Genomic DNA, 26,999 nt, shown 5'->3' with positions numbered 1-26,999 from the left:
CTGAATCCCTACCACTTCTATTTCGCTTCAGCTTTCAGCTTCTCACCCTTGGCGATCGCTTCGTCGATGCTACCGACCATGTAGAAAGCTTGCTCTGGAAGCGCATCCAGTTCACCCGACAGGATCATCTTGAAGCCCTTAATGGTTTCCTCTAGCTTCACGTACTTCCCAGGGGAACCTGTAAAGACCTCTGCCACAAAGAAGGGCTGAGACAAGAACTTCTCAATCTTGCGCGCCCGGGCTACGGTCAGACGGTCTTCTTCAGACAATTCATCCAGACCCAGAATGGCGATGATGTCCTGAAGCTCTTTGTAGCGTTGGAGCGTGGATTGTACCGATCGCGCTGTGCTGTAATGGTCTTCGCCTACAATACCCGCCTGCAACATGGTAGAGGCAGAATCCAACGGATCAACCGCAGGATAAATTCCCTTCGCTGCCAAACCACGCGCCAGTACAGTGGTTCCATCCAGGTGAGCAAACGTGGTAGCCGGGGCGGGATCTGTCAAGTCATCCGCAGGCACGTATACCGCCTGAATGGAAGTGATTGACCCTTCCTTGGTGGAAGTAATCCGCTCTTGCAAATCGCCTACGTCTGTACCGAGCGTGGGCTGATATCCCACCGCAGAAGGCATCCGTCCCAGCAGAGCTGACACCTCAGAACCGGCTTGAACGAAGCGGAAAATGTTATCGATGAACAGCAGCACGTCTTGCTTGTTGACATCACGGAAATATTCTGCCATCGTCAGAGCCGACAGACCCACCCGCATCCGAGCACCAGGGGGTTCGTTCATCTGACCATAAACTAGAGCAATTTTCGAGTTGGCGGGCTCATCCTTGTCAATTACCCCAGACTCGATCATTTCGTTGTAGAGGTCGTTTCCTTCACGGGTGCGTTCGCCCACACCACCAAAAACGGATACTCCACCGTGCTGAGTGGCAATATTGTTGATCAATTCCATCATGATCACGGTTTTGCCAACCCCTGCACCGCCGAATAGTCCAATTTTGCCGCCACGACGATAGGGAGTCAGCAGGTCAATCACCTTGATGCCCGTTTCAAACACCGAAGGCTTCACTTCGAGATCGGTCAGTTTGGGAGCCGGACGGTGAATCGGCAGAGTCTCATCCATGTTGACGGGACCCTTGTTGTCCACGGGTTCGCCCAGGACGTTAAAAATTCGACCCAGGGTGGACTTACCGACTGGAACACTAATGGGAGCACCGGTATCAACCGCTTCCATGCCGCGCACCAGTCCATCTGTAGAACTCATGGCAACGGAACGAACCTGATCATCTCCTAGAAGCTGCTGTACCTCGCAGGTAACGGCGACTTCTTGTCCAGCGGAGTTTGTGCCTTGAATTCGGAGAGCGTTATAGATCCGTGGCATTTTCCCAGAGGAAAATTTTACGTCTACAACGGGACCAATAATTTGTGTAATGTAACCGACGTTGGTTGTTTCTGCTGTGGTGACCATGCTTGCGCCTATCGTTGTGATCAGCTTCCTAAGGACTTAAAAAAAGCCTAAATATTTGTAAATTGCCACCCTAAAGCTTATCACTGAATCAGCACCTTAAAAAATTCTTTACTGAGAAATTCTACCTACTCGGTGAGTTGTCCTGTAGAAGCTCAACGGAGGATTCAGAAGGTTCTACCGATCGCGCTGCGGGCAATTGCATCGAGAAGATGGGAGGCTCGATTGCCATTGAGCGAGCCATAAAGAGAATGTTTTGCCGCTCCGATGCCAGGAAGCTGACGCTATAGATCATGTCTTCCTGTTCCCACATCACAGAAGAAAAGTCTGAGGGGGGATTCAGGCTGGGGCCTTCTTGCAAATAGCCGCGCACTCCCTGCACCAGGGTAATTGGAGTATTCATCGCTCGGTGGCGGGACAGCTCCCGCTGGGCGTTGGCAGAGGTAGCACTTTCAGCAGTGAAACTCCCTACCAGACAGGGAAATGGCCCACTTTCGCAGGTAAATAAACTGATGGTGAGCCGGGAGGGAGCACTGGAGGGAAACACTTTAACGATAAGGTCGTTGGGATTCAATCCACCCGGGCCACCCAGCAGAATTTCAGCAGGCAACCGCAACACATCATCCGGGGGAATTCCCAGGCGAATTTGCTCTAAATGAGGCATAAAAACTTCAGCCGGACGGGCTGCCACCTCGATCGTATGCCCCACTGTTCCCAGAAGGATCGCTAGTGCTAACCAACTTCGATTCATGGCCCTGGCAGACTACCCTATGCGTACACCTTGAAAAATTTGCAACCTTATTTTTTAGCTTACAGTGATTTTTGGGAAACACTTGATTCAAATTCAGATTCAGATCCAGCCATTTAGCTTTTTTGCTGCAAAATCCTGGTGAAACTGGGGAACTTTGAACAATAAAGCAGATTCCCTGTTCCCTGAAACTCAGGTTCCTTAGAAGGTGAGCACTAGAAGGTGAGTACTGAAAGTTACAAACAGAGTTCCAGAATCTAGAATTTAGAATGAGCAGTAGCCAGCTCTAAAAGTTGTCCGTGGGCTGACTGGATGTAATTTGAGTCGTTCATACTGGTCTGAGGTGCAGTAGAACAACAAAACCTGAAACGTTCAAACAAAACGTCTGAACAAATCAAGCCTAACTAAACCCGTCCGATCGCCGCTTACTTTGCCGAATTTTAACCCAGTGCAGTTGTATGGTCAGGAAGTTTTTCTTCAACCGCAGTCCACGAACCACCCCTCCACCGAGCGAATCGCCATCCCAGCAAATCAATGTAGGTTCACTGGCCAAAATTTGCAGCAGCTCCTCCAAGAACAGGTTGCTCAACCCAATCGTCTCCAGATTCGGTGTGCGGTGCGGGATGGCGTTTTGCTCATCCTGGTGGAACATTTGCTGCATGTTGAACCTGATCCGCAAAAAACCTTTACAGTTCTGGAGCGTATCGTTACCGATCGGTCTCCTGGCTTGATGGCATCTGACCCAGAGTGTAGTCCCACCGCCTACGCCCGTCCGTTGCCGTCACGAATTTACATTCGAGTCGCTGGATACCAACAGCCCTATGCTTTCCATGCTTTCACCATCGAACCGCGATCGACCGAGCCGCGATCGACCCTCCCAACGACTGCGCCTCAGTTCAATTCGTTAAGTAATGTTGCCCTGCCGGATGCGAGCTTACAACCGTCCTACGATTCGCTGCTGGTGGAACCCTTATCGTCACTGTCACCAGAATTGCCGACTGAGGAGAAGCCTGAGATAAAAATCTCTGAGCCGGAAGAACCAGAACCTTCTGATCCGGAGATAGCAGCAGCAGATCCCCATCTACCGCAAGCTGAGGCATTCTCTGAGCCAGAGGTTGCCCCGGTGGAAGCTGATGCGGTTTCTGATCGGGATGGTGCAGAACTGGAAGTTTTAAGGTTGGACATTGCGGAACCGGAAGTTGCAGTAGAGGCGGAGCCGGAAGCGGTTGAGCTACAAAATGCTGTACCGGAAGTGGCGGAACCAGAAATTCCAGAACTAGAAATTCCAGAGCTAGAAATTGCGCAACCAGAAATTCCAGCGTTAGCAAGTGCGGCAGCAGAAGTCGCAAAAGCAGAAGTCGCACCGTCAGCGATCGCACCGGACGAAGACACTCAGCTAGAAGTTGCGGAATTGCAGGCGGAACTGGATGATGCGCGATCGGATGGTTCTGCTGTAGAGATTTCAGAATTAGATAGAGAGACTCCAGAATCAAATCTTGAGTTCCTGGACGTTGTAGTACCTGATGTTGTAGTACCTGATATTGAGCGATCGAATTCTGAACTAGAAATTTTGCAATTGGAAGTCAGGGAACCAGACGCAGAACTAGAAAGTGCAGAATCGGAGATTTCTGAGTCAGAAGCCGCAGTCGCAACGGAGCGGGCAGTCGAAGAGCTGGAAGTTGAAGAGCTGGAAATCTCTGCATCGGACATACGATCGGAGGCAGAACCAGAGGTTGCGGAAGCAGAAGCTGCAGAACCAGGCGTTGAAGAGCTGGAAATCACAGAATCAGAAACCGCAGAGCTACAGACGGAACTGGAGGGTGCGGAATCGGAAATTTCTGAGATAGAGGTTGCAGAATCAGAAGGTACAGAGCTACAGGCGGAATCAGTCGCCGCAAATCTGGAATCTGAAGTGGAAGTCGCAGAACCAGAAATTGCAGAACCAGAAATTGCAGAACCAGAAATTGCGGAACCCGAAGAAACAGAACCCGAAGCCTTCGATCGCCCAGTTTCTGAGTCAGAACGAATCGCTCACACCGATCGATCCGATTTATCTCCCTCAGAGGCACTTGTAGCTGATTCCCCTCAATCGATCGAAGTAAGTATTGATGCAGAAGGGTCAGAAGCTTCACCAGAACAGGATGTGATCGAACTTGAGAGAACAGCGGCTCAAGCGACAGCATCCCAGGATGAAGCATTGCCTGATCTGACTGAAACTGAAGCGATGGATCAGGGTGCTCCTACAATACTTGAGTATCCATATCATGAGCTGCTGACGGCAGAAGAACCGATCGCACTTCAGAATCCATTACCTGAACTGCCTGAATTTGTCCAACCGGATGATCCGCTCGAACTCGATCCGCCGGTTGCCTTTGAACCCATCGAAATTCAGTTTGATGAAGTTGCCCTTTCATCGGTTGATGTATTTGAATCCCCAACTCCATTGGAGAATGTAGAGGAGAATGCAGAAGTTGTAGATGAAGACGTTGCAGAGAGTGAAGCCGTAGATGGCGAAATTTTAGATAGCGAAATTGTAGATAGTGAGATTGTATCGGAACCTGAAGCGGAATCTCAAGAGCCGATCGAGGATGCAGACTCTACCGTAGCGACTCAAGGATTCGTCCAAGAATGGGTAGAGGATGCAAAAAATACTTTGGAGGAGCATGGCAATCTCCAGGATGATGAAACCTCGATCGATCACGGAATTTTAGCTGAAGAAGAACTGGAATCCAATAAAGACAACAGTGGATTGGATTTGTGGGATGATACTTCGGAGGACATACAAAGTGAAGCTAAAACGACGGAACGGGTTGCAGATTTCGTTGTCAGTAGGGACCATTTAGAAGAACCGATCGCCCAGCAATCGACTCATGGGCAATCCCTTCACGCGCCAGTCCCCCCCACTGCACCCGCTGTCTTACTGATCAACACTGATTCTGAGTCGTCTTCCAGCTTCGATCGGCTTCCGATTGAAGTCAGCGATGAATCCAGGGGGTTGCGATCGAGAGTAACGCTGCTGGGAGGATTGGTCACGGGCGCAGTAGGTTTGTTTGTGGTAATTGGTGGAGTTTACGTTCTGACGCGGCCCTGCGTTTTGGACAATGAATGTCAGCCCATACAAGAAGCTCAACGGTTAAGTCAACGAGCATCGGGCATTATCCTGGATAATCCTTCAGCCCTGGAAGTGGTAGATGCATACGATCAACTGAATCAGGCCAAGCAGTTATTAGAACCGATTCCTTTCTGGTCAAGATATCATGGCAGTGCCCGAACTTTACTCTCAGAATATAATGGCGAGTTGGACGAGTTGGGGTTGGTCGTGACGGCCTTAAACCAAGCTAATACGGCAGCCAGAAAGAGCCTGAATCCTCCCCATCCCGTACAAATCTGGCGAGAGGTACAGTGGCTCTGGCGGGAGAGCATCAATTCCCTGGAGCAGGTTCCTGAAACAAGTCCAGTGTATGCGCTGGCACAAAACAAACGGAACGAATACGCAACAAACTTAGAAAGTATTAATCATCGAATTCGGATTGAGCAGGAAACGCAGGAGCGCATTGCGGCCGTACAACAAGCCTCCGAGGTGATCAACGCTCGATCGAGTGTGATCACTACAGGCGATAGCTGGCAACAAGCCCTCAACTCCTGGCAAACCCTGATTGCGAACCTGGAGGGAATTCCCCAGGGGACGATGGCCTATGGCGAAGCGCAACGCTTGATCAGGGTTTATCAACTCAATATTCAGGAAATTGAACGCCGACGCGAACGGGAAACTCAATCAGCGGATGCCTACCAGCAAGCTACTGATGCCGCAGAACAGGCCCGTCTGGCAGAACAAAGGGAACAATGGCCCCAAGCAGCGACCTCCTGGCAAGAAGCCGTCACCAACTTGAGGCAAATTCAAGAAGGAACGGTCAATTACAGTCAAGCTCAAGCATTGATTGATTCCTATACCGACTCATTTAATCAGGCAGAGGAGAACGCCAAACGCTCAACCCTGCTCCAAACAACCACGTCCCAACTCGATCGCGCTTGCAATGGTAGTCGGCTTTGCGGTTACACACTGAGGGCCAACGCCATTCAGGTACAAATTGCCCCAGGCTACGATCTGGAATTACAGCGAGCCTTTACGACTGCCCAACTCAATGGGGGCAATATGGCTCAGGCGAATGTGTCGCCCCAGTTGAATCAACTCTTGCGATCGCTGGCAGCAGCCGGAGAAACGGCCCAGGTTCCCATAGAGCTATACAATGCGGCAGGCACAAGGTTTGGAGCCTATGATCCCAATCGGGCAGGATACATCTTGCAATAGCATCGCCCCTGCTGTTGCTTTCAGGAACGGTTTGGGAATTCTACGAGTGACAACCATTTTCTGAGCAGATTGGCAGGTTGATGCCAGTGCATTGACTCATCTGTCCTGAAGAATGGCATACTTCGTAGGCAAATAGGCAAACCGAATGTCAGTTGCAGCAAAAAAATCGATCGCAGTATACTATCCCGCATTTCTGGGGGGTGGGGCAGAGTCAGTTGGGTTATGGATGATCGAAGCCCTCCAATCAAACTATAATGTCACGCTTTACACCATCGTAGATGTTAATTTTGATCGATTAAATGCACTGTACGGCACGCATCTTTCCCGCGATCGAATCACCGTCAAATCCCTCTTTCCGCGCCGATTGAATGCCATCGTCAATAGTCTCATTGCCAACCTGAAACCCATACGGATGACCCTGTTTCATCTGCTAATTCGCTACTTAAAGCAACATAACGATCGCTACGATCTGCTAATTTCTGCGTATAATGCGATCGACTTTGGTAAGCCTGGTTTGCAATATATCCACTGGATTAAAGTTTTAGAAAGCAATCCCTTTTACAATCGAATCTCCAACTTTTCGATTCCCCAAATGCAAAGCAACACTTCCGTTGCCAACTCCTATACTGTGGCTGATTTTGCCCAGAAAGAATACGGATTTGAATCGACTGTTATTTATCCACCCGTTGTGCTTCAAATTCCAGATATGACCTGGGAACAAAAGGAAGATGCCTTCATTTGTAGTGGACGTTTAACGGAAGCCAAACAACCCCATAAGGTGATTTCTATTCTGAAGCAAGTCCGCGATCGAGGGTTTGATATCAAGCTGCATTTGACCGGCGGTGGTGGGGGTTCCTATGCCTGGAAATATCAAAACATGGTTAAAAAAATGGTGCAGGAGAATGCGGAATGGGTGACATTGCACGAGAACCTGAACTATGAAGATTATGCACAGGTGATCGCTCGATGTCGCTATGGCATTCACTTTAAGCAAGAACCCTTTGGGATTTCGATCGCAGAAATGGTAAAAGCAGGAGCCATTCCCTTTGTTAGAAGTCAGGGTGGACAGATTGAAATTGTTGGCGATCAAAATCAAGAATTATTTTTCAATAATCCAGAGGAAGCCGTCGAACGAATCGTTGCTGTGTTGAGCCAATCTGACTTGACTACCCAATTAAGAAACCGTCTATCCAAGCAAAAGGATTTATTCTCTACCGATCGATTTATGGCAGAGGTGAATCAATCAGTGGAGCGATGGTTTGAAGCAAAATGCCCCTCCTGAGAGAGGGGCTGGGATGGGTAAAGCCTCAGTCGTTGATCAGAGGGTCATCGATCAGAGGGTCATCGATCAGAGGGTCATCGATCGCTTGTAAATCCGCATCACCTCTCCTGGCTTTTTTGCAGTTGCCTCTTGAATCTGGGTGTAGGGTAAAGCCCTTGACCAATCTTCAACTCGGCAAAAACCACATTGGTAAAGACGAGCGATCGTCAGCTCCACATCATCGGGTTGACCAATCAGCAGGATTTTGACCGATCGACGCGAAGAAGTGGCGGGGCGAGCATTTCCCGTCGAACGATTCACAAATTTATTGGACATGATGGATTGAACTCCTTGATTCCAGGGTTTGAAGAAACCCTAGAGACTGGCTCCCAGCTTTTCAGACAGGGCAAGCCATGAGCATCGGGTGTTATCATACACCCTAGCCCGGACTAGTCTGCGTAGTCTGTGGTGAGGAGGTTGGGCGTAAGCTTGTCACGGCACGCTTGACCTCCGCTAGAGAAGTCGTCTCTAGGTGATCGGTCACCTCTCTGGCTTTACAACCCAAAAGATGACTGTTGCTGAGAGTAGCACTAATGATTTTGGAAATCAAGTCAAAATTGTTACGATCGAAATAGATTTCGGGGAGGCTTTGGCGATCGCTCTGACGATGAGTCAATCTTGCACAGGGATGAATCAATCGATTGTACAAGCCTTTACTCCCGTACCGAGCGAAAGGAGGACAACATGAATCCACGAAGCAGAGAGCAAGTAGACCTGAGAAAAGAAGAACTTGCGATTCGCCGTGCTGGGATTGTTGCCCTACTGATTTGTACCCTGGGATTTGCGATCGGATACTTCACCTTACCCCGCTTTTTTGAGTTTCCAACGGAATTAGTCGATCGTCTCTCCTTTGCGATTCAGTCCAGTGTATTTGTTTTAATCTGGGTGCTGATTGGAGTCACGATGGTTTCCATCGGGCGCAGGCGATCGGTTTCAGATGTAGGCGGTGCTGCATCTGGGCCACCTAGTCCCCAAATTGCCGTACAGGTGGCGTTTCTTCAGAATACTCTTGAACAGGCTGTGCTGGCGGTTGGCGTTTACCTGTCCCTGGCAACGTTGCTCAGTGGTGCGTGGCTTTCCCTGATTGTGATTGCAGTCCTGTTTTTTGCAGTGGGTCGAGTGTTATTTTTGAACGGTTATCGTCAGGATCAAACGGGTGCACAAGGACGAGCCTTAGGTATGGTTCTGACCATGTTGCCTACCCTGGCAGGATACATTCTGGCGATCGGGTTGATCATGGTGACACTGATTCGATCGTGAGGGTGTACAGAGCAATGCGTCCCCTGTTCAATCAAAGCCCCTTCCACAATCCCCCTGTCACATTCATTGCCGTACCACTGATCCAATCTCCTGATTCCGCCAGCAGATAACTCACAGCATGGGCGACTGGCGTTGGGCCGACAATACCGAGGGGAAATTCCTGTTGGTAGGCATCCTTTTCTGCCTGGGTCATGTTGATATCTGTGCCCGTACCAATCATGCCAGGGAGAATACAGTTGAGCAGAATTCCGTAGGCTTCCAGTTGTGTGGCCAAACTGGTGGTCATGCCAATCAAGCCTGCTTTTGCCGCAGAGTAGGCAGGGGTATGTTCTGGAAAGGCATGATGGGCCGAGATCGAGCTAATCGTGACTACCTTACCCGATCGCCGCTCCATCATGTGGGGCAGAACCGCCTGAATCATCCACCACTGTCCATTCAGGTTAACCTCAATTACCCTGCGCCAGTCTGCCTCAGTAATTTCCCAGGCGAGTCCGTGGGGCGCATCCAGCCCAGCCACATTGACCAGGGCATCAATCCGACCAAAATCTTGAAGCACTTGCTCAATTAATGCCTTGACTAATCCTGTATTGGCAATGTCTACCGAGTAGGATTTCACCCTCTTGCCATCACCATCCAAATCCATCTGCACCGCCTGCACCTTTTCCGCCTGAATATCCGCCAACGCCAGGGTTGCCCCCTGTTGAAAAAGGTGGCGAGCAATACATTCTCCAATTCCCTGCGCTGCACCCGTTACAATCACAACCTGTTCTGAAATCGATCGATTCACTGGTTTTTACTCTGTAGTATCAGGATCATTCCTTAGTATCCCATTTCATCCCTCACCCGCTTTTATCATCCCAGTAGGGTTTTTCTCCAAATCGCTCTTTGATAAATTGGGTGAACAATTGGATCTTGGTAGAAAGATGGCGATTCGCGGGGTAAATGATGCAAATGGTAATGCTGGGAGGGGCATAGTCGGGTAAAACCACCTGCAATAAGTTCTGTTGTAAATCGCTGCCAATGATGAAAGTGGGCAAAATCGCAATGCCCAGTCCTTTCAACGCCGCATCACGCAGCACTTCACCATTGTTGGAACACAGAACGGAGTTGATTGCCGCCCAAAACTCTCCTTCTTGCCCCACCAGCTTCCACTGTTCGCGTGTCCCCAGATAGCCATAGTGCAGACAATGGTGCTGTTGGAGGTCATTGGGGTGGGTGGGGGTGCCGTAGCGGTTCAGGTACTCAGGCGATGCACAGAGAAAGCGGCGGGCTGGGGCGATCGAATGCACGATTAATGCCGCAGAGTCGGGCGGTTCGGCAATTCGCACCAGCAGATCAAATCCTTCCTGAATCGGATCAACCAGGCGATCGTCTAAGGTAAGCTGCACCCGGACATCGGGGTACTTCAGCATAAAATCGACGATCGCCGGAGCCAGATGCAGGGTGCCAAAGGACATTGGCGCATTGACTCGCAGGGTTCCCTTCGGTTCTTCCTGGAGTTGAGAAACGGACTGCTCCGCCTCTGCCAAATCCGCCAGAATTGCCTGACAGCGTTCATAAAAGGCTAACCCCGTTTCGCTGGGAATCACCCGCCGAGTGCTGCGATGCAGGAGTTGTACCCCCAAGTCATTTTCGAGTTGAATCACGAGCTTATTCACCGCCGATCGAGACAGTCCCATCTGCCGTGCGGCTGCCGCAAATCCGCCTGTGTCTACTACTCTGGTAAAGGCTTTGAGTTGTTCAAATTTGTCCATTGGTCAAGTTACCGCTTGAAGAATGGTGGGCAGTGCCCACTACTTATCCTGATCTCCTGTGGGGTGGGCATCTTGCCCGCCCAGTCAGCAGAGTAAGCCACTGCACAAATTATTGAATCCCTGCTCCTGAATAAGTTCCATTGTAGACTTTCAAGAGACAATCTGTATCCAAAACAGGTTATTGTCTTTTTTATAGAGCCAATCTACAATAAAGGAGTCGCATGGATCGCTCTGTTTATCCTGAAATCCCAGGAGGTATCCAAGATGATTACAATTCGTCCTTCCACAGCCCGGGGAACGGCAAACTTCGGTTGGTTGGATAGTAGACACACTTTCTCCTTTGGGAACTACTACGATCCGGACCATATGGGATTTGCCAGCCTGCGGGTGATCAACGAAGATAAGGTTGCGCCAGGGCATGGGTTCCCCACCCACGGACACCGAAACATGGAAATCGTCACCTATGTTTTGGAGGGTGCATTGGAACATAAGGACAGCATTGGCAATGGTTCCATCATGCGTCCGGGAGATGTGCAGCGGATGACAGCGGGCACGGGCATTTTACACAGTGAATTTAACCCGTCCGATGCCGATCCCGTCCATCTCCTGCAAATCTGGCTTCTGCCAGGTCAAAACGGCTTAAAGCCCAGCTATGAGCAAACCCATTTTCCAATTGCCGAAAAGCAAGGCAAGCTCAAACTGATCGGCTCTCCAGAGGGACGGGATGGGTCTGTCACGATTCATCAAGATGTCAACCTGTACGCCACTGTCTTGTCAGAAGGGGAAACGGTGACCCATGCCATCGCTCCAGACCGAGCTTTATGGGTGCAAGTCGCCAGGGGTGCGGTTCAACTCAACGATCGCCCGCTCTATGCCGGAGACGGTGCAGCGATCGCCCAGGAAGACACCCTCACCCTCAGCAGCACAGCCGATGCTTCCGAAGTTCTGATCTTTGACATGGCTGCCTGATGAATGCGATCGGGGAAACACGACACTTTCCCCGATCCTTCGATCGCGCCCTGACTCAACTTTTGTCCGATCTGGATGAATCTACAGCAGTCTAATCACGCAGTCTGTTGATGGATTTGTCTGTTTGAACACTGAAGAACACCAAGTAGAACACACAAAATAGAACCAGTAGAGGAGAACATAATAATGACTGAACCAACGATCGCAGACAAGAAGCCGACTGTCATGGAATTGGAAGCAGGTGATTACTGGTGGTGTACCTGCGGACAGTCCCAGAATCAACCCTTCTGTGATGGTGGCCATAAGGGAACGGATTTCACCCCCATGAAGTTTACGATCGAGGAAAAGCAGAAGGTGGCGTTGTGCTTGTGTAAGCATACGCAGAATCCGCCGTTTTGTGATGGAGCGCATAGCGGGTTGTGAGTAGCAAGTGAGGAGTGAGGAGTGGGAAGTGAGGAGTGAGGAGGTGGAGGATAAAACCGTAGCGCAGGCATCCTGCCTGCTAGTGAGCAATTTGTCATGCAAATGCAAAACTGGGATACACCCCTTTCACGAATTCTTGACTCATTGAACCACAGAGCTTGCCTGAATTTCTATCGACGGTTTTAACCTATTAGGCTGTCATTTTTGTTTTGCGGGGTGCAGGGGTAAGACTCCTGGGTGGGGGCGCTGCCTCCACACCCCCATTATCCATCCGATCTTGTTTGACAAAGCACTATCTATAAAGCGGAAGATGGACGACTTTGGGGAGTCGCTCTCGTTCAAGCAGTCGCTCTCGTTGGCGATACCGCTCCACCCGTTCGAGTCCTAACTGTTCCAGCTCATGAATATCCTGCTGCCAATCCCACAAAACGATCCGTCCACTGGTTCCCCCCAGGGCGATCGAAGCTGAATCAGGACTGAAGGACACATTCTCAACAAATTGCTGGTGATGCCAGGTGAACTTCGCCTGTTCTGCTCCTTGCAGGTTCCACAGCCTGACTGTTTTATCTTTACTGGCGGTGGCAACCCACTGACCATCTGGGCTAAAATTGAGATCCTTCAACGGTTTAGCATGGATTAAAGAGGCAAGTTTGACTTGTGTTTCAATGTCCCAGAGCGTTACCGTATGATCCAGTTGATTGGCGATCGCCAGAATTTGGCCATCGGGGCTAATTTCGGCAAAGTCAATATCCCGATCGCTCAAGTCATGAACCTTGCTTGCCGTCATGGTTTGCGCTGTCCAATCCTCGCCGCTCCAGCGATGAATGGTATAGTCCTGGCTGAGCACTGTAATCGTCTGCCCCTCTGAACTGAATGCAACATCAAGAACAGCTTGATCAAAAGTCAGCGTTTTTAGCTCTGTTCCTTGCTGATCCCACAGTTTAACAGTTCCATCGGCACTGGCAGTGGCAATGAAGCGGCCATCAGTACTAAAGCTGATATTGGAGATTCTTCCTAAATGTCCCGTTAATAAACGAAGTTGTTCTCCGTTAGGACTCCAAAGCTCTACGGTCGGCTCTTCTGCTGTCGTGGCGATCGTTTGGCCATCGGGGCTAAACCTGATCAGGCGAATGGGAGTCTGATGCTCTCCTAAAGAACGAAGATACTGGCCCTTCTGATGCCAGAGTTTCACTGTATGATCTTCTGCTGCGGTGATGATGTGCGGTTCGACTGGACTAAAAGCGATCGCAGTAATGCGCCGGGCATGTTCCCTCAGCTGTGGATTGAGTTGCCAAAGCTTGACCGTCGTATCAGCACTAGCAGTGGCCAACATGCCATTCGGAGCGTAGCTGACCTGATAAATCGGTTCTTCATGTCCCGTCAAGGTTTGTAGATATTGTCCATCCAGTCCCCAGAGTTTCACGGTATTGTCCTCTCCGGCAGTGGCGATCGTTTGACCATCGGGGCTAAAGCTGACGCTGCGCACAGGTGCCTGGTGTCCGCTCAGGGTATGGAGGAATTGCCCATCTTGCCGCCACAGGCGAACCGTGTGATCGGCACTGGCGGTGGCTAGAAATTGACCATCAGGGCTGTAGCTCAGTCCATACACAGAGCCCAGATGTCCGCTCAACGTTTGGAGCAATTCACCATCAAGACTCCAGAGTTTCACCGTCTGGTCTTCACTGGCTGTGACGATCGTTTCTCCACTGGGATGAAAGATAGCAGCGCGGATGGGAGCCTGATGAGCCTCTAGGGTACGGATGAATTGTCCATTTTTTTGCCACAATTTGACGGTGTGATCCGCACTGGCCGTCGCTAACATCTGCCCATCAGAACTAAAACTGACACTATAAACAGCAGCTTGATGTGCTTCCAGCGTATAGGGACATTGCCAGTCACATTTTCGCCACCAGAGTTTCACCGTATGATCACCGCTGGCCGTCGCTAACATCTGCCCATCGGGACTAAAACTGACAGCATATATAGCGCCCTGATGATCACGCCTTGATGTTGGCATTTGAGGGTTTTCCAGATCCCAAAGTTGCAGGGTGTTATCTTCACTTGCAGTGGCGATCGTTTGGCCATCGGGACTAAAGCTAAGGCTGCGAACCGCTCCTCGGTGAGCCTTCAAACGATGGTCTTCCTGAACGGTATGCACGGCTTCCTGTAAGACCTGTTTGATATTATTTCGGATATCTTCAAGGCTGGAATTTTTGCCTCTATGCGCTCCTCCCAGGAGTGGGGCTGCCCATGCCAGGCGTTTGTGGCTTTCCAATGCCTGTAAGCTTGTCTCTAATGCATCTAATTCCTGGTTGGAAGTCAGTAGTGATTCAGAGTGAGATGCCGTAATGGCAACCTCACCTTTCCGAATTTGAAGCGCAAACGCTCCGAGGACTCCCGTTAACACAATTAAACCTGCTGCGGCGGCGATCAAATTTTGCCGAGTTTTTTCTAAACCTACTTTTTGCTTGGCTAAGGTTTTGTTGAGATCTCTCAATTCATCATTTTGTTCGTGCAAGTTTTGTAAGGCACGATCGCGTTCTGCTTCAGCCTGTTGTCGTTGATCTTTCTCCTTTTCAAGTTCCAGCTTCAGTTGGGGCAGTCGTGTCTCCTGTTGATGGCGAATGATCGTCACCAGGTAATCATGCACCAATTGATAACGATCAGCCGGACTTTCGCGCATCAGCAAGACAATTCCTGCTTCGACGAAAATTTGCAGCACCAGGTTTAGCTTTGCCGCTTCTTCGAGTAGTTCCTGGGCAATGGCTTGGAGATCGGTTTCTAGCTGGGCCTGGGTTTTAATGGGACGAGTATTATTTTCATCGGTTAATAAGTATAAAACCAATTCAGCAACCCGGTGATTTTCTGCCCCGCAATCTGCTACAACCGCATCCAGATAACGCTGCACCATTTCCTGCTTGCCGTTCTCTAGATACTGAGTCAGCGTCGTAATACGTTCTTCTTCTAGCTGGAATCCTACAATTTGCAGTTCGATCGGCCGCACCTCTCCTGAATTAGTCGCCAGATCGTTCACCAATGCCTCAATCAGATCAGGTTCACAAGCCTGCGAACGCTCGCTGAGTGCCTGAATCAAAGATTGCGTATCTTCGGGGGTCAAATTACCGATATAGCAGAGGTTATCTTGATGCAAAATGTTGCTCAGAAGTCCATTGGAAATATCTCCATGCTGCACATCATGACTGTACCGCAACAATCGATGTAGATAATCTTCCCGCAAGGAGACAATCACTTTTACCTCGCTCAAGTTGAGGCATTGACAGAGGAATTCCGCAAATTGTTTGTGTTCAGAGGGGTCTCGACAAGTGAAGAAAAATTCCTCAAATTGATCAAAGATCAACACAGTGAGAAGATGGTGCTGTTCATTGCGCTTCAGTTGTTCCAGAAGAACTGGTATCGAGTCCAGGTCTGGGCTACAGGGAGTATCAGTTTCTTTCAATGCCTCAGCCAGGCGGGTTCCTAATTCCTCAACCCAGTGCGTATAGTTTCTCTGCAAAATGGGTAGAAAAACCAGTCCTCGGACGGTTTCCTGTTTTAACGCTGGAATTAATCCCGCTTCAATGACGGAACTTTTGCCAACTCCCGATGGGCCATAGAGCACCGTTAGTTTAAAGCGATATTCTTTGAGCCGGTTCACCAGTTCCTGAACATGCTTTTGCCGACCGGATACTAAGATTTCCTGAGCGATCGTTGCCGGTTGTTCCGTTTCGCTGGTGGTGAAGTAAACCTGCCGTTGCGACTTCAGCCGTCCTGGGCCAATAAAGGCGCGTAGTCCGTACTGTTGCTCGACGGAGTACTGCGCGTGTTTGACTTGAAAGGCTTCCAGATAACGCTGTTGCTCCAGGTAAAGGGTGTGCAATAGCTCCAATACCTGCAAATCCAGTTGAGGATTGGCCACGCCAATTTTCTGGCTGCGCTCACTGATTTTCCATGCTTCTTCCAGGGTGGCGATCGCCTTAGCTGTTTGCCCCAGTTGGTGCTGGGCTTGCGCGAGGTAAAACAATCCCGTTTGGTACAGCCGAGGTCGATTGGCAACCTTCATACGAATCACGTCCAGCATTTGCTGAGCATTGTCGTAGGCATCCTGCCAGCGGGATTGCTTGAGGGCCACGTTGGCTAAAAAACCATAATCTTGAGCGAGTTTGCAGAAATTTCTATCCGTTTGATGCAAAACCAGGGACTTTTCGGCCAGCTTTTGCAAAATCTCCCAGTGCTTCCGGTGTTCCAGGACTTTACCTAATTCACTGATAAACTCGGCAACCAGATCCGTCCGGTGCGCCTGGGAAAATGCCAGCAGGCTTTGGTGCAGGTAATATTTGGCTCTTCCCCAGCAAAAATCTAGCTTTTGAGGATCTGAGGTGTCACGGATTCTCTGGCGGGACTCATAATATTCCGCTTGACGGCAGTAGTTTTGTCCTAGATGGTGAAGCAAAACGCCTTGACGTTCTAAATGATTGACTTGTTGCCAATATTCCAGACTTTGCTGGTAGTATTGACGGGCCGCTTCCATATAGCGATTGGCACTCAGGTTCTGCGCCGCCTCAAACTCCCGCTTCGCCTCTGCGTCTGCCTCTCGCCCCAGGACAAAGTCCATACTTGCGCTCAAGGCAGGCTCCAGCACTTCTCCGCGTCGATCCAGGTCTTGCAGGGCAATGTGAGCTTCCCAGCGGTAGACGTTGGTGTGAGCGGGGGGTTCTTTCGGGAAGGACTGGCTATGCCGTGGAGTCAGGAGCCTGGCAAACAGTTCATCGGTTCCTTCTTGCATTCCTTGCAGCAGAGCATCCGTTGCGGCAACAAATTCTGTGGTTGTTGCCCAGCTTTTAAAGTCAGGGGCCCATTGAATTAGCTGCTCCAGTACGGTATCGCTAGCCCAAATCACAATAGGAAAGCAAAAGTTTTTACGAAATTCTTCCCGCACTTTGTTTGCAGAACTCAAGACCTGCGGCAGATCAGCCACAAACTCTAAGCCCAAAACCATTAAGGCATCGGGTTTTTCATGCTGTAGTAGGGATTCCTGAATCGCGGTGTAAAGGGTTGTGGTGTCTGACTTCAGTACGATGGTGCGAAGTTCCACAGGACACAGGTTTTGCAACCGATCGATCAACTGTTGGCGTAACCGAGTGTAGTTGCAATGGGCAAATGTGAGGGAAAACTCTCCCAAGGAGGCTTCGATCGCCCAGGCTAATTCCTGTAAAGCCTGGTCATTGTATCCCAGAATATCTCCCGACAGGTTCATCGTAGTCATCATTTCATCCCTTCAGCTTCTGCCAAAATTGGGTTCACATCAAACCAGGCCCCATCCTGATCACGGTATTCCAGCACCAGTAAATTGCGGAGCAGTTTTTGATAGCGCAACCTTTGTTCATCGTTAACGCTGATCCCCTTCTTTTCCTGAGCAATTTGACGCAGTAAGGCCCAATCTTCCTTGACGATGCCTAACATCGCCTGGTTTAGCTCATCTCGAATGATCATCTCCAGGCGATCGCGGCATAGGGGCAACCGTCTTTCAGCCTTAATCCACTTGTTCAGGAAGCGCAGCAGGTTACGCACATGGCCACCACTCGCCTGACAGAGGCGATCGAGGGTTTCAGGTGTGTCAAATACCTCCGTAATTTTCTGCAATCGTTCGGCTTCATCTAAATCGGGAAAAGCCCTTGCCAAAACCATTTGCCGCAATTTTGACATACCTGCTTCGTGGGTTTTGCCATCTCGCCAGCGGATGGGCACCATCGGCAATACCAGCGGATCTGCTACAAATCGTTCTGAAATCACTTTGTAGTCGTCTGAGAATCTCAATAGCGCCAGGGGAATCGTATAGACGACATGACAGTGCAAACTGCGTAACTGAGTCGCTCGATCGATAAATAGATATTCGGGTTGGGGTCGTCCCCAGGGTTTAGGAGAAAAGTCGATGCGATCGAGATTGTCTATAATTACGACCAATCCGCGCTGATTCAAGTGTCGTAACTTTTCGATGGCAGGTTCTAATAACTCCCGGTTGATGGATTCGATAATTTGGTTCGTTCGGGGTTCTAAATAGCCGCGTAAACGATCGCGCAATTTGGGGTTAAATTTGGAGCGAGTTGTAATTTCTGCAATTCCGAAAGGGCAACTGACCGCAGAAATTTCTACTGATTGCAAAAATTCCTGCAATTCTTTGAGTAAGGATTGAACGTAGCGAGGCTGGAGGATTAACCCTGCTTCTTCGAGGCTCTGACTCACCCGATAGGCGATCGTTAGCAAAATATCACTAACATCAATATCTCCCATCTCTAAATCCTGGTCTGACTCAAAATAAATGACGTGAAAACCTTGTTGTTGTAGCTCTGCTTTCAATCGCAACAATTCTGTGGATTTACCGCAGCCAATGTGTCCGGTAAATAGATCGTAGGTTTCCTGATCGGGATAGAAGAGGGAGATGTTGTCTCTGATCGTTTCAACAGTGGTTTCCCCACGCACTGAAGAGAAATCAATGTAATATTTCCGATCCTCTCCCCGCTCCACAACAAGGGTTTTGGCAGGATTAGTCACCTGAAAGAATTTGTGTAAATCTAGCATCATTGCCCCCTGATTGATCGCACAATCAACTTTTCTCTGATTGAATTGTTGATACTGTTCGGCTAATTGTATTTACCAGGAAATTTGGTTCTCTATCTTCTTTGCTTTGTAGTCCATTCAAATGCTCAATCAAAAAGTCAGGCACATTCAGGTCTTTCTCTTTGGCAAGACAACAATCCTGTAGTGCCATCAAGAAACCGGTCATACCATTGGGGGTTGCCAACTTGCTACCTAACTGCTCTAAAAATGCCAACCAGAACTCTTTGTCATTTTTATGGGATTCCACTAAATTCAGAGCCGCAAGGTATTCAGCGAGCGGATCGAGTGCAAAACGCACCTGATCTTCTGATGGACTAATGGTTTGGATTAAATGCAATCGCTTCTCCAAGTAAAGGAGACGTTTTTCTGCGTCCTCCCCGCCTATTGCATTAAGTGCATCTTCTCGCTTTGCTGATATAGGTCGATAGTTTTGCTTTAAGCATTCCCAAGCCACAGCTTTGGCATCGTGATGTATTGTTCGATCGTCTAGCTTATCCTCTTCTTGGACGTGTCGATTTAGTTCGTTGAGGTAACTCAGCATTAGATCAGGAATATTGTCGGGCAGTTGTAAAGGATTATCTTGAATCACCCCAATCTTTGCCGTAATTAGCTGTTCAGCATATAGTTTGGCGAGTAATGGCGTGATGTTACGTTGACCAACCATCAAAGATAACCGACTACAAGCAGTAAAAAATTCTGCATCTGTGAACAGGTCGCGTTTACCCCGCTGCATCAAATACGCCTCCATGAAGGATGAAAGTCGGTTTCCTTCAATACGAAGCGGTCTAATAATTGCCTTAGTGACGTGACCTAGTTTCTCTTCGCTGCGTGATGTAACAATCAAAGCGTTGATTGGAAAATCAGGTAAGTCTGGGCGGATGAGTTGATGGGTTTCCTCACTCATTTCAGAAAGGTGATCAATAATGACAAGGATGCGTCGTTTCCGTAGTAAATGCTCTAATAACTCCACGGAAATAGATTCTGATTCATCCGTTAAGTCCTCTAATTGCCCTCTAATTGCTGCGAATAGGGGTTCTTCCTCTGCTTCAGAGTTGTGTTCCAAATCCTCTTCCACTAGAATGGGTAACACTTGATGTTCATAAAGACGTTCTGTAGGATCGTCTGACATAGCCCATCTTGCAATTTGGCAGGCGAGGCTCGTCTTGCCTGATCCGCCTTCGCCCCAAATTAACAAATGTTTCTTGAAGGTTGTGCGCAAGTCTTTGCTGGTAAGTTGAGCAATCGTTCGACCATTCAAAACAACGGAGGTAGGAATGTATATCTCTCGGTTATGAACGGTGTCTTTTTGCTGAAATTCTTCTTGCACTGATTTAAAGTGAGCTGCTACCCATGCATCTAAAACTCTGGGGTGATATTTCCCAATTATTAAATGTCGTGGTGATATTTCCATTCCGATCGGAGTAATCACAAACCCAAGGGGTTTCAACATCTGGTCAATTTTTAATAACCAGAGGGGGCGAAGTAAAAAAAGTCCTAGGTGAGAGATGAAGTAAGCACCGAAAATCCAAACCCAAGGATTTTTAATCGTTGCGTTGACGATTTCATATTCGATTCTTCTATTGGTCAACCGCCTAAGGTAAAGTTCCCACTTCCTAATATCTGCTTCTTCATAGCCCAATTCAGGATCTCTCAGTTTCGCTGCTGATTGCTGGACATATGCAATTGCTAAGTCTAGCTCGATTCCCTTTTCCTCAACTTTCCCCTCTAGGCTTTCAGCTAGTTCATTCAGAGCGGCCAAGGCATTCCTACGAACAATAGACTCATGATTTTCAAGAGCGTTAATGAGTTGTTCAATCGCAGCTTGATCCTCCACATCAAGTTTATCCTGACTAGCCAGTATGCGACCTAAGGCACTTGCTGCAATACCACGAACGTAGGGATTTTCATCATTCGTCAGAAGTTGTTTCAGGTCAGGAACAGCAGCATTAGCGTCTGCTCCAATACTTCCCAGAGCCAGAGCAGCATAAGTGCGTAAAGTTCCATTTTGGTCATGCAGTACCTTACGGAGGTTTGGTATAGTCTCTTGTACAGCTACACCACCTTGAGCCATGCTGTTAATGCCCTCAGCAGATGCACGGCGGACAAGCCAAGACGGATCATTCAATGCCTGATTCAAGGCACGAACAATAGTTCTATTGCTAGAGACAATCTCTGGTGAAGTGGGATCGGCACTACTGCGGATGTCTTCGTTAATCAAAGCGATCGCAACTGCCACACTGCTACGGACATCACCATCTGGATCAGATTGCAGCATCTCAATCATTTTAGGAAGCGCATTTTGGGCTTGTGCTCCTGTACTTCTTAGAGCTTCTGCTGCACTTGCTCGAACAATATTATCGGTATCGTTTAGGGCAAGAATGATATCATTAATGGCTGGTGTCGCATCAATACTTCTCAAGGCTAAAATAGCACTTCTACGTACGTCAGTATTTGGATCTTGAAGTGCTCTTGCCAGTGCTGGAATTGCGGCTTCTGCCCCTGAACCAATGTTTCTTAAGGCGATCGCAGCACTTCTGCGAATTTCTGGGCTTGGATCGTTGAGTGCATCTATTAAAATGCGAATTGCTTCGTTACTATGAGCTGGATCAGTTGCAGCAATTTGGCTCAACGTATTAAAGTTACCAAAATCTTCCTCTTCATTTGCATCTCTATCACTTAGCTGACTCAACAGGAGAGACCTATGGACATCACCAGGTTGTGTCCAACTGTTTCTTTCAGCAGTGAATGGTAAAATGCTGAACAGAGTAATAGCAAAAATGTAAAAAGCTTTGCAGCGTGTAATACTATTCATAGTCGATACCCCAATGATAGTGAGCATCCGAAAAAGGTTTGATTTTCTCTGATTGAGGCTCTGAAGATTAAATCTTGGATTTGCAAAATTTTGAACTGTGGGTTAAAGCGACTTAGGAATATTTCTATCCTCGGAAATTCATACAGGAAAGAGAATCACTTCAAAGTCTTTGAAACACAACAAATCCATTGGCAGGAATTTCCAGGTGGACATAGCCATTCATAGAAACCATCGTTTCGCCAAAATTACCGATGTCAGACCCTCCGTAGACGATCGCGTCACTATTAAAAATCTCGTGCCATTGATGATCGCCAATTCGAGGATTTTGGATCACGTATTCGTGGGTAAATGGATAATTGTTGAGGCTGGCGACAATCAGTAATTCCTCCTGCTCATCCCATCGTCTAAAAGCAATAACGCGGTTGTCATTGTGAACATGAACAATATCGATGTTGTGCGATCGGATGGCTGAATGGGCATGGCGGAATTGAATCAGATCTCGGTAGAACTGAAATAGCTTTGCGCCATCTCCAGTCTTCTCACCCAGTAAATCTTCCTTATATTCAGAAAAATCCTCGTAGCGGTAAGGTTTTTGGGCACCAATCTCTTCCCTCATCAAGAACATCGGGGTTCCCGCCGAAAGCATCGCCATCCCCACCGCAAAATGACACCGAGCTTCCGCAACGTGACGAGTTTTACCCACCAATGGGGCACCATTCACAGCAGAGACGATCGTGCGTTGCGAGGAGATTTTTTGTCCTCCGGCTTCATAGTAGGAATTCCCAGCTTCATCATGGGATTCGTGATAGACTACCTTCCGATGCCCTGACCGAGCCAGAACCCCGGCAAAGCGATCCATCGCTAACGGCTCATCCGTGCCTGTGCCAGCAGTCGGAATCAGCTTGGCATAATCGGTTCCGGGTCGCGTGTCGCCAATAAGGTGGTGATAGAAATCAGCGTGCCAGGTGGCATCAAATCCTAATCCGCCTGCATCGGTTGGTTCTGTGACCAGATCCCAATCGGAGTGGTCTTCTGCCATCAGCATGGCATGGGGCTGGATCAGCTTCATGGTACGGGTCCATTCCCGCAGAAACTTGGCCCCGAAGAGATTGGCATCCGCGATCGAACGACCATCGGCATGAAGGACGTTGTATGAATGCATAGACGTGGTTTGATCTACTCGAAATCCATCAATATGGAATTCGGTCATTAACGTCGCCGCACTGCTAATAAACAACTTACGCACCATCTCTTCATGGAAACGTGGTGCATATCCTGTAGACCAGTTATCTAAATAGCCACCACTGGGATCAGGATAGTCGGAGGCACGCCCTTCATACCAGTAATAGATATTTCGTTCCGGTACATTGGAGTCATAGTTCCATTCCGCCCTTTCTCCATCGGGATTGTAATGGTTATACACCACATCAAGAATCACAGCGATCCCGTTGCGGTGACATTCTCGGACAAAGTGTTTGAGCTGATCGCGGCCGCCTGCACTGTATTCCAGGGCAAAGTAATGGGAGGTTTCATAGCCCCAGTTCACCTTGTCGCGAAATTCAGCCAGGGGCAGCAGTTCGATCGCATTCACCCCCAATTCAACCAGATAGGGCAGTAATTCCATGGCATCCTGGAAATTTCCCGGACGGTTCTTGCCATAGCCCAGTGCGCCCAAATGCAGTTCATAAATCACCAGATCCTCAACTCGCTGGGGAACTGGGCGATCGGGATGGAACTCTGCCTGCCAGAACAGTTCTTGGGGCACAAACTCCAGTTCAGGAAAATGGGCTGCCTGAAAATGGGTTGTGACGGTATCGGGATCGACGACAACCGAACAGCTTTTAGTTCCGTCCAATTCAGTGTATTTATCGCTGTAATGCTGTCCCTTGGGATCAAAATTGCCCTGCCCGATCTGACAGCGAGAATATAAATCGGTGCGGTAAGCAACCTGACCATCGTCTTTCACCACTCTGAACATATAGGGCTTGTGGTCAAAGTCTGTAAAGTTGACCAATTCTGGAGAAAGCGTGACATCCGTTTGCCAGATTCCTGCCTCAGTCCGAACCATTGGGAAGGGCCTAAATGGGCATCCATTCCGCATCCATCATCCGCAATATAGCCACTCTGTAAATTCCCCAGCACCACCTCGACGGAGCGTGCATGAGGGGCCCAGACTGCAAACTGGACGGCAGGGGTTGCTTGACCCGGTAGATAAGACTTTTGGGCACCGAGCCAGCGGCAGTGGGTCAGGTAATAGCGTTCCTGTTGAGGCCCAGAATGGTTCGGCGACTGGAGGGTAAAACTGCGAAACCGATCGCGGGAATGCCGGTCTTTGATTTCCGTCGGAATGCCCCACAAATCCTTTCCCTGGGGACTGTCTAATACAATTCCCCAGCGGAAGAGATACCCCATCTGGGATGGATCGAACTGAACCGTTGTCGTGAATCCAGGGCATCCATCTGGCGCAGTGAACGGCTGCATTGGCACCGTAGTCCACTGTTCAGAGTAACGACCGTTCTGATCCCAACTGCCGGATAAGCGGACGCGATCAAAAATTTTTTGGCTTAATCCGGTGAAATAGGTAAATTGCACAGGGATAGTAGTCATAGTGTGCCGCTTTGGATGAATGGTCAAGGGAGGAAAGTAGGGGCGTAATCGAACTTGCGATATAGGAGTTGAGAAATCGCATTCTTAGTGCTTCGCCCCTACCAAAAACATCAATCCGTCATGGGATCGCAACTTCTGCCCGTTGCTGGGAGGAATCGCCCTGAAATTCAGGAGGATGCTCCTGATCGACATATCCCTGACTGATTTCAATAATGTTGCCATCTGGATCAGCAATCCACACCGATCGCCAGCCTGGAATAAAGTCATCGAAGCTCAGGGGCCCGAGGGTAATGGGGGCTGCTTTTCCCATTTCCGCCAGTTTGGCATCGACGTTGTCCACCTGAAAGGCAATATGTCGCCAACCGGGGTAGGAATGACCATCGTGGGTTGGTGTGGGTAAGAGAGATTCTCCTTCCGCCTGGAACAGCTCCAGGTACACCGTCCCCGATTTCAGGAAAACAATTTGCCGATCGCCTAGGGGAACGACCCTGGCTCGCTGAAAGCCGAAATGTTGTGTATAAAAGGCTTCCGAGGCGTTTAGATTCCGGCAATTAATGCTGACATGAGCAAAAGATGGTGTGGTCATAACAGCTTGCTCCTTAATCAGATAAAACAGGGAAGGTATCAGGCGATCGAACCATCGGGATACTGCACCATACCCGCAAAGTGAATAGCAATCTTGCCATCCCGCAATACCCAGCTATCGGCAAATCTCATGGTGGCTTCACCTGCCTCGGTTTGCGTCTTAATGGCTTCCACAATCATTAACGTTTGGGGATCATCGGTTTCCGCCCAAAAGGTCAAATCAACCTCCAATCCCTGTATCCCTAGAATGCCCTGGAAGTGTTCTTTGAGCTGTTCCCGCCCTTTGTAATAAGCAGGTTCCTTCGTAAAGCTACTGATCAGCAGGACATCGTCAGTATACTGATTCAATAGTCCTTCGATGTCTTTGTCTAGAATCATTTGAATATGTGATTCGTACATTTTTCCGAGGGGAGTATCTGGTGCGTTCCCCATATCAACACCTCCTGATCTCAGGTACTGGGTTGGAATTTGTAAGGGAATTTACGGCGATGGTTTTCGATCTTGTATTCAACATTGCCAAAGAGGAGGGCGCGCGAGTAGAAACCAGGAATGGCTGGGCTACCATACTCCAGCATTGGATAGGGATAGGGCCCCACTTCTGGCATCACCGAGGCGATCGCGGGACGAGTGATGGAATCAATCTGCTGCATTTCCGCATCGGTGAGGGTAAAATTGCAAGCCCCCAGGTTTTCCTGAATTTGTCCCACACTTCTGACGGCTGAAATGGGGATCGTGACCACAGGTTGCTGCATCAGCCAGCGTAGGGCGACCTGAGCCGGAGGTCTACCCATCTCATCTGCGAACTTGACAAACTTATCCATGATCGCCAGGTTACGGGTTGTGGCATCCGTCCACATCACTGGCTTATCGGGGTCGAGTTGAGGAGCCAGCCGATAAATTTCCTTCGGATTCAGTGCGCCCCGGTTGTATTTGCCACTAGCGATTCCTCCCCCCAGGGGCGACCAGGCCACCATCGCCATATCCAGTTCATCCACCATAGGCAGAAATTCCGGTTCACAGGATCGCTCCACCACGCTCCACTCAATTTGAGTGGCCACAAACGGCGACCAGCCGTGAACGTCCGCCAGAGTATTGGCGCGGGCAATCCACCAGGCAGGAAAATTGGAGACCCCTATGTAAAGAAGCTTCCCCTGCCGCACCAGATCATCCAAGGCTCTTAGCATCTCCTCTGCTGGCGTGGTGTAATCTTCGATATGCACCCAGAGCAGATCAATGTAGTCGGTTTTCAACCGTTTGAGCGAGTTTTCTACCGATCGCACCAGGTTCTTCCGGTGATTCCCGCAGCCATTAGGGTCATCAAAATCGGCAAATCCATCAAACAATGAATATTTCGTGGCAATAACCAGTCGATCGCGGTTGGGGTGAATAAACTCCCCTAAAAACACCTCAGACTGACTTTCCTGATAACGATTAGACGTATCTAAAAAGTTGCCGCCTGCTTCCGTAAAAGCATCAAAGATTTTGCGGCTCTCCTCCTTCCCGACCCCGACGGTGCCCCAGTTCGTGCCAAAGGTGCTACAGCCTAAACAAATCTCTGATACCCGTAGACCGCTTCTGCCCAATAGTTTATATTTCATCTGTTCTTACCTCGTCGTTGCTACAACCTGACGGAATTGTCGTCATATTCCAGAGAATCGACTGTGTATGTGAAAATGACAGGACAATGACTCACGGGCGATCGCATTACTTCCCAAGTTTGATAAGCATCTGCAATGATTCGTTCACTGTAAGGAGAGGGTGGAAACCAACGACTCGCTTCCCATTTCACGACGACTTTTACCTGTGTGCGATCGTCCTGAGGAATGAGCTGAATGTCTTTGATTGTATGGACTTCATCAAAGAAAATATTCACGACTCGCTCATACCATTGTTGAAAACCTGCCAGTCCCTCCACGGTCATTTCTGGAAACACCATTGTTAGCCCATCTTCAATCAACATCGGGGTTAGTTCTGGCAGGGGTGCGTGGACATCCAGGTTTTGATACCAGGTGGCCACCAGTTCACGGACTTCCGCCTCGGTGATCGGAGCTGTTCCAGCCGTTGATAGTTTTGGATTCATCAATTTTGCTCCTGTATGAACTGAATTGCTATGAACTGAATTGC

20 protein-coding genes are annotated in these 26,999 nt (G+C 49.1%); 5 read left to right on the top strand and 15 right to left on the bottom strand.

The features are described 5' to 3' along the window. Positions 1-17 precede the first annotated feature (17 nt). The 3 genes from atpD to ACM1PF_RS16525 form a co-directional block, all read right to left on the bottom strand. On the bottom strand, positions 18-1,475 hold the full coding sequence (gene atpD, locus ACM1PF_RS16535; RefSeq protein WP_416676377.1) for a F0F1 ATP synthase subunit beta: 1,458 nt from the start codon (positions 1,473-1,475) through the stop codon (positions 18-20). A gap of 121 nt (positions 1,476-1,596) precedes the next feature. Next, complete coding sequence (locus tag ACM1PF_RS16530; protein ID WP_416676376.1) at positions 1,597-2,223, bottom strand: hypothetical protein; 627 nt, start codon at positions 2,221-2,223, stop codon at positions 1,597-1,599. Between the two features lie 397 nt (positions 2,224-2,620). After that, the gene (locus ACM1PF_RS16525) at positions 2,621-2,773 is read right to left on the bottom strand and encodes a hypothetical protein (RefSeq protein ID WP_416676375.1); all 153 of its coding nucleotides are present in this window, start codon (positions 2,771-2,773) and stop codon (positions 2,621-2,623) included. Between the two features lie 3 nt (positions 2,774-2,776). Here ACM1PF_RS16525 and ACM1PF_RS16520 point away from each other — a divergent pair, with 3 nt between their 5' ends. Both ACM1PF_RS16520 and ACM1PF_RS16515 read left to right on the top strand, forming a co-directional pair. Further along, a complete protein-coding gene (locus tag ACM1PF_RS16520) occupies positions 2,777-6,529 on the top strand; it encodes a hypothetical protein (protein WP_416676374.1) in 3,753 nt (1,250 codons plus the stop codon). Between the two features lie 145 nt (positions 6,530-6,674). After that, positions 6,675-7,811 carry a glycosyltransferase family 4 protein gene (locus ACM1PF_RS16515; protein WP_416676373.1) on the top strand — a complete coding sequence of 379 codons (1,137 nt, stop codon included), beginning with the start codon at positions 6,675-6,677 and terminating at the stop codon, positions 7,809-7,811. Between the two features lie 66 nt (positions 7,812-7,877). Here ACM1PF_RS16515 and ACM1PF_RS16510 read toward each other — a convergent pair whose 3' ends face one another. Continuing rightward, the gene (locus ACM1PF_RS16510; protein ID WP_416676372.1) at positions 7,878-8,126 is read right to left on the bottom strand and encodes a hypothetical protein; all 249 of its coding nucleotides are present in this window, start codon (positions 8,124-8,126) and stop codon (positions 7,878-7,880) included. A gap of 408 nt (positions 8,127-8,534) precedes the next feature. Between ACM1PF_RS16510 and ACM1PF_RS16505 the strand changes: the two genes are divergently transcribed. Further along, positions 8,535-9,110 (top strand): MAPEG family protein, encoded by a 576-nt coding sequence (locus tag ACM1PF_RS16505; protein ID WP_416676371.1) that lies wholly within the window; start codon positions 8,535-8,537, stop codon positions 9,108-9,110. 31 nt (positions 9,111-9,141) lie between these two features. Here the strand turns inward: ACM1PF_RS16505 and ACM1PF_RS16500 are convergent, their stop codons facing one another. Both ACM1PF_RS16500 and ACM1PF_RS16495 read right to left on the bottom strand, forming a co-directional pair. Next, positions 9,142-9,897: an SDR family NAD(P)-dependent oxidoreductase gene (locus ACM1PF_RS16500; RefSeq protein WP_416676370.1), complete on the bottom strand. Its 756-nt coding sequence runs from the start codon at positions 9,895-9,897 to the stop codon at positions 9,142-9,144. A gap of 52 nt (positions 9,898-9,949) precedes the next feature. Next, positions 9,950-10,864 (bottom strand): LysR family transcriptional regulator, encoded by a 915-nt coding sequence (locus ACM1PF_RS16495; RefSeq protein ID WP_416676369.1) that lies wholly within the window; start codon positions 10,862-10,864, stop codon positions 9,950-9,952. A 264-nt stretch (positions 10,865-11,128) separates the two neighbouring features. Here ACM1PF_RS16495 and ACM1PF_RS16490 point away from each other — a divergent pair, with 264 nt between their 5' ends. After that, on the top strand, positions 11,129-11,833 hold the full coding sequence (locus ACM1PF_RS16490; protein WP_416676368.1) for a pirin family protein: 705 nt from the start codon (positions 11,129-11,131) through the stop codon (positions 11,831-11,833). Positions 11,834-12,019: 186 nt separating this feature from the next. Then, on the top strand, positions 12,020-12,256 hold the full coding sequence (locus ACM1PF_RS16485; RefSeq protein WP_416676367.1) for a CDGSH iron-sulfur domain-containing protein: 237 nt from the start codon (positions 12,020-12,022) through the stop codon (positions 12,254-12,256). Between the two features lie 292 nt (positions 12,257-12,548). Here the strand turns inward: ACM1PF_RS16485 and ACM1PF_RS16480 are convergent, their stop codons facing one another. The 9 genes from ACM1PF_RS16480 to ACM1PF_RS16440 form a co-directional block, all read right to left on the bottom strand. Further along, positions 12,549-17,522, bottom strand: coding sequence for a WD40 domain-containing protein (locus ACM1PF_RS16480; RefSeq protein WP_416676366.1), 4,974 nt, complete (start codon positions 17,520-17,522; stop codon positions 12,549-12,551). Further along, positions 17,519-18,835, bottom strand: a complete 1,317-nt coding sequence (locus ACM1PF_RS16475; RefSeq protein WP_416676365.1) for an ATP-binding protein — start codon at positions 18,833-18,835, stop codon at positions 17,519-17,521. Before ACM1PF_RS16475 ends, ACM1PF_RS16480 begins: the two co-directional genes overlap by 4 nt. 22 nt (positions 18,836-18,857) lie before the next feature. Beyond that, positions 18,858-21,683, bottom strand: coding sequence for a HEAT repeat domain-containing protein (locus tag ACM1PF_RS16470; RefSeq protein ID WP_416676364.1), 2,826 nt, complete (start codon positions 21,681-21,683; stop codon positions 18,858-18,860). Positions 21,684-21,843: 160 nt separating this feature from the next. Next, complete coding sequence (locus ACM1PF_RS16465; protein ID WP_416676363.1) at positions 21,844-23,751, bottom strand: alpha-amylase family glycosyl hydrolase; 1,908 nt, start codon at positions 23,749-23,751, stop codon at positions 21,844-21,846. Further along, positions 23,646-24,290: a hypothetical protein gene (locus ACM1PF_RS16460; protein ID WP_416676362.1), complete on the bottom strand. Its 645-nt coding sequence runs from the start codon at positions 24,288-24,290 to the stop codon at positions 23,646-23,648. Before ACM1PF_RS16460 ends, ACM1PF_RS16465 begins: the two co-directional genes overlap by 106 nt. A gap of 118 nt (positions 24,291-24,408) precedes the next feature. Beyond that, complete coding sequence (locus ACM1PF_RS16455) at positions 24,409-24,876, bottom strand: VOC family protein (protein ID WP_416676361.1); 468 nt, start codon at positions 24,874-24,876, stop codon at positions 24,409-24,411. Positions 24,877-24,914: 38 nt separating this feature from the next. After that, entirely contained in the window at positions 24,915-25,307 is a 393-nt protein-coding gene (locus ACM1PF_RS16450) for a nuclear transport factor 2 family protein (protein WP_416676360.1), read from the bottom strand. Between the two features lie 17 nt (positions 25,308-25,324). Further along, on the bottom strand, positions 25,325-26,473 hold the full coding sequence (locus ACM1PF_RS16445) for an aldo/keto reductase (RefSeq protein ID WP_416676359.1): 1,149 nt from the start codon (positions 26,471-26,473) through the stop codon (positions 25,325-25,327). A 20-nt stretch (positions 26,474-26,493) separates the two neighbouring features. Then, entirely contained in the window at positions 26,494-26,955 is a 462-nt protein-coding gene (locus ACM1PF_RS16440) for a hypothetical protein (protein WP_416676358.1), read from the bottom strand. Positions 26,956-26,999: the final 44 nt, after the last annotated feature.

The organism is Egbenema bharatensis FJBBOT/2019 (genome assembly GCF_048077055.1).
Classification (GTDB): Bacteria; Cyanobacteriota; Cyanobacteriia; order Elainellales; family Elainellaceae; genus Egbenema; species Egbenema bharatensis.
The sequence above is the reverse complement of the archived record's forward strand: the minus strand, read 5'-3'. Positions and strand labels throughout refer to the sequence as shown.

Excerpts from the sequence above, each read along its gene's own strand:
- ACM1PF_RS16505 (WP_416676371.1), top strand. The coding sequence starts at position 8,535 with ATGAATCCACGAAGCAGAGAGCAAGTAGACCTGAGAAAAGAAGAACTT.
- ACM1PF_RS16490 (WP_416676368.1), top strand. The coding sequence starts at position 11,129 with ATGATTACAATTCGTCCTTCCACAGCCCGGGGAACGGCAAACTTCGGT.
- ACM1PF_RS16470 (WP_416676364.1), bottom strand. The coding sequence starts at position 21,683 with ATGAATAGTATTACACGCTGCAAAGCTTTTTACATTTTTGCTATTACT.
- ACM1PF_RS16495 (WP_416676369.1), bottom strand. The coding sequence starts at position 10,864 with ATGGACAAATTTGAACAACTCAAAGCCTTTACCAGAGTAGTAGACACA.
- ACM1PF_RS16510 (WP_416676372.1), bottom strand. The coding sequence starts at position 8,126 with ATGTCCAATAAATTTGTGAATCGTTCGACGGGAAATGCTCGCCCCGCC.
- ACM1PF_RS16460 (WP_416676362.1), bottom strand. The coding sequence starts at position 24,290 with ATGACTACTATCCCTGTGCAATTTACCTATTTCACCGGATTAAGCCAA.
- ACM1PF_RS16455 (WP_416676361.1), bottom strand. The coding sequence starts at position 24,876 with ATGACCACACCATCTTTTGCTCATGTCAGCATTAATTGCCGGAATCTA.
- ACM1PF_RS16450 (WP_416676360.1), bottom strand. The coding sequence starts at position 25,307 with ATGGGGAACGCACCAGATACTCCCCTCGGAAAAATGTACGAATCACAT.
- ACM1PF_RS16445 (WP_416676359.1), bottom strand. The coding sequence starts at position 26,473 with ATGAAATATAAACTATTGGGCAGAAGCGGTCTACGGGTATCAGAGATT.
- ACM1PF_RS16440 (WP_416676358.1), bottom strand. The coding sequence starts at position 26,955 with ATGAATCCAAAACTATCAACGGCTGGAACAGCTCCGATCACCGAGGCG.
- ACM1PF_RS16480 (WP_416676366.1), bottom strand. The coding sequence starts at position 17,522 with ATGATGACTACGATGAACCTGTCGGGAGATATTCTGGGATACAATGAC.
- ACM1PF_RS16465 (WP_416676363.1), bottom strand. The coding sequence starts at position 23,751 with ATGGTTCGGACTGAGGCAGGAATCTGGCAAACGGATGTCACGCTTTCT.
- ACM1PF_RS16515 (WP_416676373.1), top strand. The coding sequence starts at position 6,675 with ATGTCAGTTGCAGCAAAAAAATCGATCGCAGTATACTATCCCGCATTT.
- ACM1PF_RS16530 (WP_416676376.1), bottom strand. The coding sequence starts at position 2,223 with ATGAATCGAAGTTGGTTAGCACTAGCGATCCTTCTGGGAACAGTGGGG.
- ACM1PF_RS16475 (WP_416676365.1), bottom strand. The coding sequence starts at position 18,835 with ATGATGCTAGATTTACACAAATTCTTTCAGGTGACTAATCCTGCCAAA.
- ACM1PF_RS16485 (WP_416676367.1), top strand. The coding sequence starts at position 12,020 with ATGACTGAACCAACGATCGCAGACAAGAAGCCGACTGTCATGGAATTG.
- atpD (WP_416676377.1), bottom strand. The coding sequence starts at position 1,475 with ATGGTCACCACAGCAGAAACAACCAACGTCGGTTACATTACACAAATT.